Annotated in this window: 9 protein-coding genes and 1 pseudogene; 4 read left to right on the forward strand and 6 right to left on the reverse strand. The window is 55.8% G+C overall.

Annotated elements, in window-relative coordinates; genetic code table 11:
* The 4 genes and pseudogenes from ACF8AM_RS02680 to ACF8AM_RS02695 all read left to right on the forward strand — a co-directional run.
* Nucleotides 1–1,522: pseudogene (locus tag ACF8AM_RS02680) on the forward strand (hypothetical protein); the annotation flags it as partial.
* A 4-nt stretch (nucleotides 1,523–1,526) separates the two neighbouring features.
* Nucleotides 1,527–2,912 carry a serine/threonine protein kinase gene (locus ACF8AM_RS02685; RefSeq protein WP_392554154.1) on the forward strand — a complete coding sequence of 462 codons (1,386 nt, stop codon included), beginning with the start codon at nucleotides 1,527–1,529 and terminating at the stop codon, nucleotides 2,910–2,912.
* An 83-nt stretch (nucleotides 2,913–2,995) separates the two neighbouring features.
* Nucleotides 2,996–3,718 (forward strand): CPBP family intramembrane glutamic endopeptidase, encoded by a 723-nt coding sequence (locus tag ACF8AM_RS02690; protein ID WP_392554155.1) that lies wholly within the window; start codon nucleotides 2,996–2,998, stop codon nucleotides 3,716–3,718.
* Nucleotides 3,719–4,175: 457 nt separating this feature from the next.
* Nucleotides 4,176–4,799, forward strand: a complete 624-nt coding sequence (locus tag ACF8AM_RS02695; protein ID WP_392554156.1) for a PEP-CTERM sorting domain-containing protein — start codon at nucleotides 4,176–4,178, stop codon at nucleotides 4,797–4,799.
* Nucleotides 4,800–4,969: 170 nt separating this feature from the next.
* On the opposite strand, the gene ACF8AM_RS02700 is transcribed toward ACF8AM_RS02695, so the two are convergent.
* From ACF8AM_RS02700 to ACF8AM_RS02725, 6 genes are all read right to left on the reverse strand, one after another.
* Nucleotides 4,970–6,376 (reverse strand): DUF1501 domain-containing protein, encoded by a 1,407-nt coding sequence (locus ACF8AM_RS02700; RefSeq protein ID WP_392554157.1) that lies wholly within the window; start codon nucleotides 6,374–6,376, stop codon nucleotides 4,970–4,972.
* A 59-nt stretch (nucleotides 6,377–6,435) separates the two neighbouring features.
* On the reverse strand, nucleotides 6,436–9,003 hold the full coding sequence (locus ACF8AM_RS02705; RefSeq protein ID WP_392554158.1) for a PSD1 and planctomycete cytochrome C domain-containing protein: 2,568 nt from the start codon (nucleotides 9,001–9,003) through the stop codon (nucleotides 6,436–6,438).
* A gap of 10 nt (nucleotides 9,004–9,013) precedes the next feature.
* Nucleotides 9,014–10,732 carry a LamG-like jellyroll fold domain-containing protein gene (locus tag ACF8AM_RS02710; protein ID WP_392554159.1) on the reverse strand — a complete coding sequence of 573 codons (1,719 nt, stop codon included), beginning with the start codon at nucleotides 10,730–10,732 and terminating at the stop codon, nucleotides 9,014–9,016.
* Entirely contained in the window at nucleotides 10,729–11,247 is a 519-nt protein-coding gene (locus tag ACF8AM_RS02715) for a sigma-70 family RNA polymerase sigma factor (RefSeq protein ID WP_392554160.1), read from the reverse strand. The genes ACF8AM_RS02710 and ACF8AM_RS02715 overlap by 4 nt, the downstream gene beginning before the upstream one ends.
* A gap of 144 nt (nucleotides 11,248–11,391) precedes the next feature.
* Nucleotides 11,392–12,222 (reverse strand): S1 RNA-binding domain-containing protein, encoded by an 831-nt coding sequence (locus ACF8AM_RS02720; RefSeq protein WP_392554161.1) that lies wholly within the window; start codon nucleotides 12,220–12,222, stop codon nucleotides 11,392–11,394.
* An 83-nt stretch (nucleotides 12,223–12,305) separates the two neighbouring features.
* The coding region (locus ACF8AM_RS02725; RefSeq protein ID WP_392554162.1) for a hypothetical protein at nucleotides 12,306–12,906 on the reverse strand (601 nt) is incomplete at its 5' end.

Here is a 12,906-nt window from a genome sequence, read left to right on the forward strand (position 1 = left end):
GACCGACAGCGTGTTGGTCATCAACAACAGCGGTGTCCCGACTCGGCAACGCGTGCTCGTCAAAGGCAAACTGCCAACGAACAATCGTTCCGTCTTTCATGCTCACGCGGTTCGCAACAACACCGACGCCGTGCTCGACGTTCCGGCTTGGGGATATCGTTGGACCAGCTCCAACCCGGCGGCGAAACCGTTGCTCGCAGAACCCGCCACTCCCTCCGGCAACGCGTCAGCCGGCGTTGATCACCCGCGACTGGTTCGCTGGGCAAAACAACTCGGGCGTTCGATGAGCCGTGGCCCCGGCGCGATCGTCGACGGCGAACGGATGAGCAATGAGTTCTTGGAACTGAACATCAATCCGGAACACGGTGGTATCCAAGGTGTTTACAGCGGCAAAGTCCGTGGCAATCGCTTGTCGACACGCATCGAATTTGTGCCCGCAAAACGAAAGTCAACCGACAAGAACGCGGCAGGCTTGGTTGCCAAGTGCGACTCGGTACAAACAAAAGAAAACTCGGTCTCGCGCGGCGTGGTCGCACTGACTGGTTCGATCGAATTGCCCAGCACAATGTCTAGCGAAACACAGTCCGGGTCTGGTGAAACACAGTCCAGCGAAGCATCCGGATCGTCCACCGGCCAATCACTGAAATGGCAATCGGAAATCGAACTGGTTCGAGGCAGCCGATTGGTGCGGTACCGCATCCGCTTCCAATCATTGCCGGGAACATCCAGCAACACCGATCAAACGAACGCTCCTTTGGACTGGATCCATCACCCGGTTCTGCGGATGGCGTTCCCAGGTGCCAGTCCCGTGGTGCGGGCGATCGTGCGAGAAAAACTGCACCGCACCAGCGCCCGGCGTTTCCTCGCTCCACTTGGATTCGTGCACGAAGAAGACGAGTGCCAAACGTTGGTCGCCAGCCACGGCAATGCCTTCCATCGCCGTAGCGAAGATCGGTTCTTAGAAACCTTGTTGCCTCTCGCCGAAGCAGCGACCTCCACGAACGAAGCCACCGATGACAACTCGGCGGGCTTCTCGGATTGGCAAGAATTCGCGTTCGGATTTGACGTGCCTCACCCAATCGACGCTGCCATGCAACCTTGGCGAACACCGACGGTGCTGCAGGTGCCCGATGGTCAGATGATTCGCAAGGGCGTGCCCGCCGGATCCTGGTTGATGCACGCCTCGCCATCGAGCATGCGAATCCAAATTGTCGCGACAGGCAAGTTGGATGACGGCCGCATGGTGATGCACTTGCGGGCCATCCAAACAACCAGCAAAACGGTTCGCGGAGTCGTGCGTTTCTGCCAACCGGTTGCTTTGGCACATCCGATATCGCCGCTGTCGCGTCCGCTTGGAGACGGCAATGAAGACACATCGGCGCCATCCCCAACCGTTTCGATGCAAGCCATTGATGCAGCATCGATTGACGGCGAAGTCAAATGCGAAGACGACCGGATTGAGTGGGCGTCGTCCGGACACGGCGTGACTCACTTGTGCGTCGTTTTCGACACGAGCAAGTGAGCCGATGAGCGAGCCGCTTTCCCCCGTCGCCGTTTTTCGAGAAGCCGCCCTGCGATCTGATTTATTGCAGGCGGAACAGTGGGAACGCGCCGCCAAAGAAGTCAAACAAAACCTTGCCAGTGAAGATCGCTTGGATCCCGAGTTGGTCTGCGAAGAAATGTCGAGGGTGCTCGTCCGCGATCGAATCTTGACGCCCTACCAGTCTCAACAAATACGAGCGGGACGAACCAAGCTGACACTCGGCAACTACGTCATCACCGAGTTCCTCGGCCAAGGCGGGATGGGGCAAGTCTTTGGTGGCGTGCACAAGATCATGGGCCGGCAGTGCGCGATCAAAGTGCTTCCGCTGCAGAAATCGGATCCGCTCAGTTTGGAAAGTTTCGCTCGTGAGATTCGGCTGCAATCGAATCTGGACAGTCCGTATTTGGTGCGAGCCTTTGACGCGGGCAAAGACGGCAAAGTGCACTACTTGGTCACCGAGTATGTTCCCGGCACCGATCTGCGACGCTTGGTTCGCGAGCACGGCCGACTGTCGATGCAGCAAGCCGCATCAATCATCGCTCAAGCCGCCGCGGGGCTGGCTTACGCGCATGAGTCAGGTTTGGTCCATCGCGATGTCAAACCTGCCAACATCATGGTCACTCCCGATGGTCACGCCAAAGTGTCGGACGTCGGATTGGCCGCTTTGTCATTTGGACCAGATGATGATCCACGTGCCGGGATGGTTGTCGGCACGGCGGACTACCTTTCGCCCGAACAGATTCGAACGCCAGATCAAGTCGGACCGCCCAGTGATATCTATTCACTGGGATGCACGCTGTACTACGCGTGCACGGGGTCCGTTCCGTTTCCCGGTGGCGACTCGAAATCAAAATGCCGTCGGCACTTGAACGAGATGCCGCTCAAACCAACTCAGGCGGCACCCGAACTCAGCGAAGCGTTCGTCGACACGATCGCGGATATGATGGAAAAGGATGTGTCTCGACGGATCACCACCGCAGCAGAAGTCGTGATGCGACTGAGTCCCTGGGCCACGATGGATGCCAACACCAACGATTCCGGATCCATTCAAATCGGCGAAGGCATGCAACCCGTCGCGATCCCCGCCGCCGGCATTCCTCGGCCGGAAGACTCGCTGGGCGAATCGATGCTGGACGAAATGAGCTGGGACAACATCGGCTCCTCCGCTGGCGATCCAGTTGCCGCGGCATCGCTTAGCAACTCATCAGTGACACCGCCCCCGCCTCCGCCCGAATTGGATTCGCCCGTTGCACCACCGAGTTCCTCCGTCGGATTTTCGACTGGCCAGTGGCTCATCAGCATTCTTCTCTTCACCGCCATTGGCTTCGTTTTCGGGTACCTTACCGCTCGCGGTGTGTTGTTTCATTGACGGTGCCATCGCATCTCATCGCCGGATCCCATCCATTGCATAACGCGGTTTGAAATGCAGGAAGCCAGTTTGGATGTTGTCCGATGAAGTGCAGGCGAACTCCACTGACGATCACGCAGGCCGCTGCCATCTTTGCGGCGGCGTTCTTGTACCTCGTGCTGCTCCTTTGGTGGATGCTTCCGTTTCTAAGATCTCAACCAGGGCTTCACCCGGCAACGCATTGGTACTTGATTGGCTACGCGCTGTTCCCGCCGATGATCGGCTATGCACTCTGGCAAGCACGACGCGAGGGAGCCGACACACTTGCGAAGTTGCTCGCGTCACTCTGCGTTCGTCCGATGACTCATCGTGATTGGAAGTCTGCCGCCGCAGGAATTTTCGCTGTGTTGGCTGGAACCGGTCTGCTGCTCGGTGGCTGGAGTCACCTGGCTGGGCTCGATTGGTTGCCGCCGGTGAACACCTCACCTTGGTGCATCGACATGTCACCGCTGGAGGGCAGCAATCGTCTGTTGCTCTTGGCTTGGGCGCCGATGTTTGTGCTCAACATTGTCGGCGAAGAACTGCTGTGGCGAGGATACGTGCAATCACGCCTGACGATCCGACACCGTTGGCAGGCAATTGGATTGCTATGGCTCGCCTTCCACCTCCCCTTTGGCGTTTCGACGATGGTCCTGTCCTTGCCCCTGATGTTGGTTCTGCCATTCGTCTTCGAGCGAACCCAAAACACAACCGTCGCCATTCTGATCCACGCCATGTTCAACGGCCCCGCCTTCCTAGCCGCCGCCTTCGGCCTGCTACCGGGTTGAGTTGTTTTGGCAAAGCGAACGAACTCAATCTGACTCGCAATCTGTCTTCCCAGCGGCGTCCATGTCGAGGTCATCGGCATGTGCCGTGATCTTACACCGCACATCCACGACTTCCCTCATGCCGGGGCGAATGCAAATGAATGGCTCCAAAGCCACAACCAACGAGCCATACAATACAAGTCCCAAAGAGGTAGAGCAGGCGAATTCTGAACACAACAACCACCCATGCAAACCATACCTAATCAGCCCTAAAGAACTATACCGCATGATATTGTTGGCAAAACCGACATCTCTACCATTGAGAACGCAAGTGCTCTACATAAGCTAAGTGGAGTCAGCAGTAGTTGACAGATGCTCACCAAACGACCTCTATGTGACTGTGATGATGATCAGAACGTGTCTATGCATTGCCCTACTCGCCTGCGTTGCCGCACCTCAAACGCACGCTGCATTTGTCTTGGATTTCACTTCTTCTACGGGTGGATTCACCGCAAATAGCGCCACATCAGTTGGACTTTCTGGTGGAACATTGGAAATTGCAGGTGCAGCCGGTGGCGGCGACTTCTTTGAGACGCCGACGCGAGCAGCAGATCTCACCTTCGACTCGTCATCCCCACTGGGCATCGAACTTGCAAACGCCAAGACAAACGGTGGCACGATCACCTTTGACGTTTCAATTAATGAAGCCGATATCGTTTGGGAAGGTGCTGGTCGCCCCTCCAACCTAGAGGTTCAACTTACGCTTGCTAGTCCCGACTTTGACACAGAAGTTGTGCTGCTGTCAGTTCCTGGAGTTGGTGGAACATCTTCCAATACCTTCTCTACTGACATCGTGGCGGGCAATGGCCAGCAATTTAATGGAACGAATGGCAGTATCAATTTCAATGAAAACCCTGGCACACTTTCGATCGGACTGAAGGACTCCGGGGATTTCATTACCTCGGCGACATTTACGATCGACAACTTCACCGTTGCCGCAAACGCTAGCGCCGTCCCCGAACCTTCTTCCATGGCGTTGCTGGCTTTTGGTGGAGCTGGGCTCGTTTGGCGTCGACGCAAATCGAAGAGGACTTCCGCCTGAAGCCGACAGCATCCTCCTCCGAACCAATGACCAAACTCCAGGGCATCCTCACATTGCGAGGGTGCCTAATTTTTTTGCACCGCTTGGCCTGCTTAGTCGTTCGCCCTTTGCTCCCCGACGCATTTCCCCTTCGAGCCAAACTCAACTCCCTTGACCACTAACTTGCTCGCCTACGCGAACAAGTCGTGGACGACCTTTCCCGCAACATCGGTCAGGCGGAAATCACGGCCGGCGTGGCGGTAAGTGAGTTGCTCGTGATTGAGTCCGAGAAGGTGCAACATCGTGGCGTGTAGATCATGCAGGTGGACTTTGTTCTCGACCGCGTAATACCCGTACTCATCCGTCGCACCGTACTGGATCCCCGTCTTCAATCCCGCGCCCGCCATCCACATCGTGAACCCTTCCGGGTTGTGGTCGCGACCATCATTCCCAGCTCCCTGGCACGTTGGTGTGCGGCCGAACTCGCCTCCCCACAAAACCAGCGTGTCGTCTAGCAACCCTCGAGCCTTCAGGTCTTTCAACAGGCCTGCGATCGGCAGATCGACCTCCGCGGCATTCTGCGTGTGCCCTTTGCGCAAGTTCCCATGTTGATCCCATTGCACCTCTGTGTTGCTATGCGTGATTTGCACGAACCGCACGCCTCGTTCCGCGAATCGACGTGCCATCAAGCACTGGCGTCCAAAGTCCGCCGTGGTCTCGTTGTCGATGCCATAAAGCTTGTGCGTCGCCTCCTTTTCGGATTCTAAATCCAACGCCTCGGGCATCTCCGTTTGCATTCGAAATGCCAACTCAAAGGACTTGATCCGAGCTTCGAGTGCCGAATCAGGCCCAGTCGTCTCCAAAAATCCCCGACTCATTGACTGGGCCAAATCAAGCTGCATCCGTTGCGTCTCCAACGACAGGCGAGCGTTCTGCACGAACTTCACCCGGGCTTGATCGGACGGCTGACTCGCATTGCCAATCGGCGTCCCTGAAACGCTGGCGGGAAGAAACGCCGAGCCCCAATTTTTCGTGCCGCCATGCGCCAATGTTGGACAGATCGTGATGAACCCCGGGAGGTTCTGGTTCTCGGTGCCCAATCCATACGTCACCCAAGATCCCATGCTCGGTCGCACGAACACATCGCTGCCGGTGTGCAACTTCATGCTCGCCCCGCCATGTGCCGGGTTGGTTCCATGCAGTGAGTTGATGATGCATAGATCGTCCACACACTCCGCGACATGCGGGAACAACTCACTGACCGCGATGCCGCTCTCGCCATACTGTTTGAACTTCCAAGGCGAAGCCAACAGGTTGCTGGTCGGAGCAAACTGCACGCGAGGTTTTTCGAACGGCAACGGTTTGCCATCGTCTTTCTGCAACTGTGGCTTGTAATCAAACGTGTCCATGTGCGACGGGCCGCCCTTCATGAACAAAAAGATCACTCGCTTCGCCTTGGGTTCAAAATGCGGTTTCCCTGGGCACATCGCCGCACCCCCATTCGCTGCGAGGGTCTCCTCCGCCAGCAACGATGCCACCGCCAATGACCCAAACCCCGCGGCGGTGTTCTGCAAGAGATGTCGTCGTGAAAATTGCATCGAATCAGGTGGGACGGAGAAAGGCGGGGCGTCAAAACGTTCGAGTTGGCAAAGGTCGGCTATCGGATGTAGACAAACTCACTGGACGAAACCACGGCTTGGCACAACGCTTGCCAAGTTAAACGTGTCCGATCCGCCTCGCTGTCGCCCGAGGAAACATGGTCTTTCCGCAAAAGCGTTTCGAACTGTGAGAGGAAACGCACGGCGTCAGAAATTTCCACATCGGTTGCCGGCCTCCCAAAAGCCTCCAAGTACAACCGCCGAATCCGTTGCACTGCATCGTTGTCGTCTGCCAACAATCGATCCGCGAATGCAAACGTCAGATCAGACACCATTTCTGAATTCATCAAAAACAACGCTTGTGGTGCGATCGTGCTGGTGTTTCGGTCGCCGTTAAGAACGCTTGCGTCGGTGTAGTCAAACAATTGGAACATGTCGAACAAATGATTGCGAATCACCGGCACGTAGATTGAACGGCGGGTCGAATCGTACTTGGATTTGTCCTGCGACGTGTGGTTGAACACGTACTCGCGATTCATATACGGCATGATGTTGCCGCCTGTGTTCCGGTCAAGCTGCCCGCTGACGGCCAACAATCCATCGCGAATCGCTTCGGCTTCGAGGCGGCGTAGACTGAACCGCCAGTACCACTGATTGCTAGGATCCAACGCCGCGTTGCCCGAGTCAAAATCGCTGCTGCGTTGGTAAGTTTGCGACAACAGGATCATCCGGTGCATCGACTTGATCGACCAACCTTCTTCGACAAACTGAACCGCCAACCAATCCAACAACTCCGGATGCGTTGGTGGACTTCCCTTCAACCCAAAATTATCGACCGTGCTGACCAAACCTTTCCCGAAGTGCCCACGCCACAAACGATTCACCATCACGCGAGCGGTGAGCGGATGACGGCCATTGGTCAGCCAACGAGCAAACTGAAGGCGACCGCTTTGGTCATCTGGAATCACCGGTTGCCCGTCCCACGCCAACACCTCCGGCACTCGTCGAGGAACGATTTCACCAAGAGTCAGGTGACTGCCGCGAAGATGCACCGGGGTGTCCACGATTTCACCGTCCAACACTCCCATCGCCATCGGCACCTCGGGAACTGTCTCCTTCCAAGCCGCCAATTCCTCCCGTAGCGTCTTCAGCTCCGCCTGGGTCTCTGCCGCGAAACGCTTCTCGACTTCCTCGGGCTTCGCATCCACGTCCGCCGGCGGGTCGAGTGTCGACTTTGCCGCTTCCACCTTTGCATTGATTCGCTTTTCTCGAGCAGAGATCTGTTGCTCGTGGGCAATCCGGTGTGCTGCCTGCTCGGGATTCTCGATCGAGTTCTCATGCCACTTGGCAACGGTTTTATAACTGTCCATCGTTTGAGTGCTTTGAAAGATCCCCGCCAGCCCGTAGTAGTCCCGGTGGCTGATCGGATCAAACTTGTGCGTGTGACAGCGGGCACACCCAAGCGTCAGCCCCATCAGGCTGCGCCCGACCGTGTCAATCTGCTCGTCGATGATGTCCATCGCCATCTTGGTTTCATCCTGCTCGGCCAGCACCTTTGGTCCCAGTACCAAGTAACCCGTCGCAATCAACCGCTGGTGACGAAGTTCGATGTCGTCGCCGGAATCAAGCAAATCACCCGCCAATTGTTCGACCACGAACTCGTCGTAGGGCTTGTCATCGTTGAGCGAACGCACGACGTAATCGCGGTAACGCCATGCGTTCCCATGAACCACGTTTTCATCCAGCCCATTCGAATCGGCATAGCGAGCAACGTCCAACCAATGTCGCGCCCATCGCTCACCGTAGTGAGGCGACGCGAGCAAGCGGTCGACCACGCGAGCGAAGGCATCAGGAGAATCGTCGGCGAGGAAGGCGTCGATCTCCTCTGGTGTTGGCGGCAGACCGATCAAGTCGAATGTGACTCGTCGGAGCAGCGTTCGCTTGTCCGCAGGCGGATTGAGACGCAGCCCGTGCTCTTCCAACTTGGCCAACACAAACGCGTCAATCGGGTTCGTTGCGTTCTCGATCGAGCCACCCGCAGACGGCGGAGTGACTTTGACAGGTGGTTGAAACGCCCAATGCTCCCGTCCAGTCTGTATATCGACCTCGCCTCGCTGGGCGATCGGTCCGAGCTCACCTGAATCGGGATGCGGGGCGCCGATCTGAATCCAGTGCATCAGATCAGCGATTTGAATATCAGACAATTTTTCGTCCGGCGGCATCCTCAAATCATTGTCCTGATACCGTACAGCCGTCATCAACAAACTACTCGCCGGTTTGCCGGGAACTAACGAAGGCCCCGCCAAACCGCCCGTCAAGATTCCCGCCAACGTGTCAACACGGAGTTCTGATTCCTGAGAATCCTCCCCATGACACTCATAGCAATGATCGATCAACTGTGGGCGAATTTTGGCTTCGAAAAAGTCAAGTTGTTCCGCCGTGGCCTGGCCCACACCGTTCGACTCGGCATCCTCCGCACCACCAGCAGCAACGGGACTGATCACCAACCAACCCAACCAACCGAACACCACGAGTGGTTGCATCAACTTGATCCCCAAGCCGACCGAAAGCAAACATCCGCCCATTCCTTGTTCAACGCGCGGTCCTCCCGCATTGATTGAATGCATCGAACGTCTCCTAGAACTGAGGATTTCCGGCATGGTAGATTTCCAAAATTTCGGCTTCGTCCAACGCGTCATTGAGCATCAAGAACTCGTCCATTCGACCGTTGAAATTACGAATCGCATGAGCACTCTGGTCGACAGGACGTCCCCAGTTGCACAATTCCGCATCACCAATTCGGATGGGACCATCATACTGAAGCCGACCTTCGCAAGGCACACGTTGCCCGTTGAAGTAGTGACGCACCGTTTGGTTGTTTCCGTCGAACACCGAGGCAACGTGAATCCATTGCCCCAATCGCGTGAGATCCACCAGCGGCGGTGTGTATCGCCACGCCACACCTGAAACCTGGCCTACAGATAAACCAAGTTGCCCGCGACGATCAAACTGCCAATGAATTTCTCCCTCGTCCCAGCCATCAGTGAGCAACAACGAACTGAGCAGACGGTCCAGCCCATCGACTCGGACCCACGCTGCCAGCGTGATCGATTCATAGTCGCCCCCTAAATGAAATCGAACCCGGTCGCTGGGACGTTTGAAATCCAACGCGGTCTTTCCCGGCCAACGTCCCTCCGACCAAGCACATCCAATGATGGATCCGTCCGAAGCGGTTTGGCCCCTCGCAAGGTTCGGCAAGATGGTTGTCGACGTTTGCGAACCTGACAGATCCGGCGACGCAAAATCGTAGTACATCAACACCCGAGGATCCTTCCGAATCTCTTCGCTCCATCTTTGCCAACGTTCGATCCCTTGCTGGCGACGTTCGGTTTGGTCCTGTCGCAGCAGTGACTCGGACGGCATTTTGCCGATGCGATTGGCTTCTCGAAGTGAATTGCCATTCCCGTCGACACTCATCGATTGCCCCGTCACCAATTCATGCAGTGACGCCGTCTTTCCCACTGCCGCAGGATCATGCAGTTCCACCAATCCATCATAAACATGAACTTCGGTCGGCTCACCGGGTGCTGCCGAAACACCAAATTCCGTCCCCAGATCGACGATCTTCGTCTCGGGAGTCAGCACGGTGAACCCACGGGCCGGAACGGGAACATTTGCCCAAGCATTGCCCTCATGCAACACCACAAGGTTCGGATCGCGAATTTCGAGTTTGGCGGGCCCCTGCAGCGTCAACACAGCTCCTCGAAAGAATTGCAACTGCACCCATCCTGACTTCAATTGCAACGTTTGCTTCGCTGAAATCGAATCGCCCATGCGAAACGCTGACTCGCCCACCCAATCAACCTCAACGGTTCGTTTCAGCAACGCAACCGACGGGTCAACCGGTTCGGATTCAGCCGTCACCTGCATTGAATTCCCAACGCTTGTTCCGGACGATGCCAATCCCGATTGCCGTCCAGTCCACATTCCAATCCAAAATGCCACCATCAAGCACGCGGCGATCGCCACGCCGGCCCGCGGCGCCCAGCGGCGAAATTGATCACGCGTGGTATTCAGACTCGACCGATCCAGGACGCTATGCAGGAAGTCAAACTTCTGTGATTCCGCGTCCAGACGTTGCTCCAACAGTTCCGAGAACCTTTCCCCCGTCCGATCCTCGCGAACCAACATCGCCAACCCCTCTTCCATTTGGACTTTGGCAACATAGCGCTGCTGCAGCGACTCATCGTCCACCAGCGACTGTGCCAAGCGATCCATCTCGGTATCACTGAGCTCACCGTCCAGCAGACGCCCCAGTTGCTGATCAAACTCCTGATTGCGATCTTGTTCGCTCACGTCGCTGCCTCCCTTAAACGGGTTTCAACGCAAGTCCGAAGCAGCCCGCGAAGTCGCGACAATGCTTGACGGACCGCGACTGGGGTCATCTCGGTTTCACTTGCCAACTGCGTCGCGTTCTGGCCTTCTGTGTAGCGGCCGTTCACCAAAGCCCGCCCATGACCTGGCAATCGATCCACACAAGCACGAAGCGCTGCGAACCAGTCTTCGGACCACGCACCGGTCGTGGGTTCGTCGGACATCGCCAGCATCGCTTCACTCAGGGACGCGTTGACGACGCGTCGCCGGCGAGAAGTCTTTCGAAGCTCGTTGCGAACCAAATTGCGAGCGATCGATCGCAGCCAAGGTCCTGCATCGTCCATGCTTTCCAGCGTATCAATCCGCTGATAAGCAACCACAAACGCATCCTGGGCCAGATCATCGACTGCGTCGGGCATCGTACCAAGCATGCGGATGAACATCCGCAGTTGGGCTTGGTGTTCCAGAACCAGTTTGGCGAATTCGTTTCGTTGCATCGGTCATGTTCCTTTCGCCATACCATGTCTCCACCTTCAAAAGTGTGACATAGCGAGAGCGAAAAAACTTCTAAACCTCGCAAAACAGACTTAGCGAACCACTGACGTGACCATTTGTGCAGCCAAGGCAGGAGCACGAAATGATCACAGCAACCGAATACCAGCTTCTTCAATCGCGATAATCTTTTGCTTGTACAAACCACCAATTGTCTTTTTGAATTGGCTTTTGCTCATCCCAAAGAGATCCGAAATTTCTTTCGGCGGTGATTTGTCGTGGACAGGTGCGTAACAGCCATGCTGACCCAAATAGCTCAAAATGGTTTCGCTGAGAGCATCGCGAATTTGCTGGCCGCTTTTCAGACTGAGGTCGATCTTTCCATCGAAACGAACGTGCTTCACGTAACCTGGAACCGTCTGACCAAAACTGATCCGTTGGTCCACTTCGTCTTTGTAAAGCAGTCCCCAGTGGCTCTGGTCCACGATCGCCTTGTAGCCCATCTCAGTGCTGTTGGCGATGATCAACTCAACCGCCTGCTGCGGATAGAAACCGTGATCCGGGTCATTGCGCACGTATTTGTCGATCTTCGACGTGGCTGTGATCCGTTCTTGGTTGTCGAGATACAAGAAAACAAGGTAGGACTTGCCCACCACCATCGGCCGATGTTGTTCAGCGAAGGGAACCAAAACATCTTTGTCCAATCCCCAATCCAAGAACGCTCCCACGGGAGTGTTCTCCTTGACTTCCAAGTAAGCGAATTCGCCAACCTCCGCCTTGGGAACCTGAGTCGTCGCGATCGGCCGGTCTTCTGAGTCCAGGTACAGAAAAACTTCGACGACGTCGCCCACGCCCAAATCATCCGGTTTGTGCTTGTTGGGCAGCAAGATTTCGCCCAAATCCCCAGCATCCAGATACACTCCAAAGTCCGTTTGCTTGAGCACCTCCAAGTCAAACGTCCCGCCGATTTCAATCATCATGTTGATTCATCCATCCGATCAAGCCGCCCACAACCCGGGCATCAAGACGGAGGCCCAATGTGCCAGCGTTCAGCCCGACCATTTCACGATTTGTATTTGCGTTTCTTCAGCGGCGGGTTGCTGTGAAGGATCTCGCCAGCATCAGAAACCTTCAGGTAATAAGACGCTCCGATGTGGATTCTTTTTGACAAAGAAAACTCGCCCAGCGGTTCCAGCTCTTCCCAAACGTTGACCCGGTAATTCCCGTTGTGGTGCTGGCACACTTCCACGCGATGCAGACGCGGAGGCTTGCCAATTTTCTCGAGAATCTGCGACTTGATCGTCGCCGCGTGGTCGGTAACCGACTCCGGCTCATCTTTTTCGGGGACTGGTTGATCGACTTTTGCCATGTTTTCCTCGGCCACTGGAAGGTGATAAGACGCTGAACTGTAGCCTAACGGACTCCGGTTCGATACGAGGCGAACTGGACCAAAACGCTCTGCGAGCCAAAGCAACCTCCCATGCGCCCTCCCCGTGCTCACGGAGAACGTTCCCCAATCGCGAAACTGTCTTTGCTTTCGGAGTCTCTTTTTAAAAGCCACCCAAAAAAAAACACCGAATGGCAAATTGGGATTTAAAAAAAAGCGCACAAGAAGAACGTCTGTTTTCAAATATTTAACACACGATAAAAAAAAATTGCCACGG

It is taken from the genome of Rhodopirellula sp. JB055 (assembly GCF_043100905.1).
Lineage (GTDB): Bacteria > Planctomycetota > Planctomycetia > Pirellulales > Pirellulaceae > Rhodopirellula.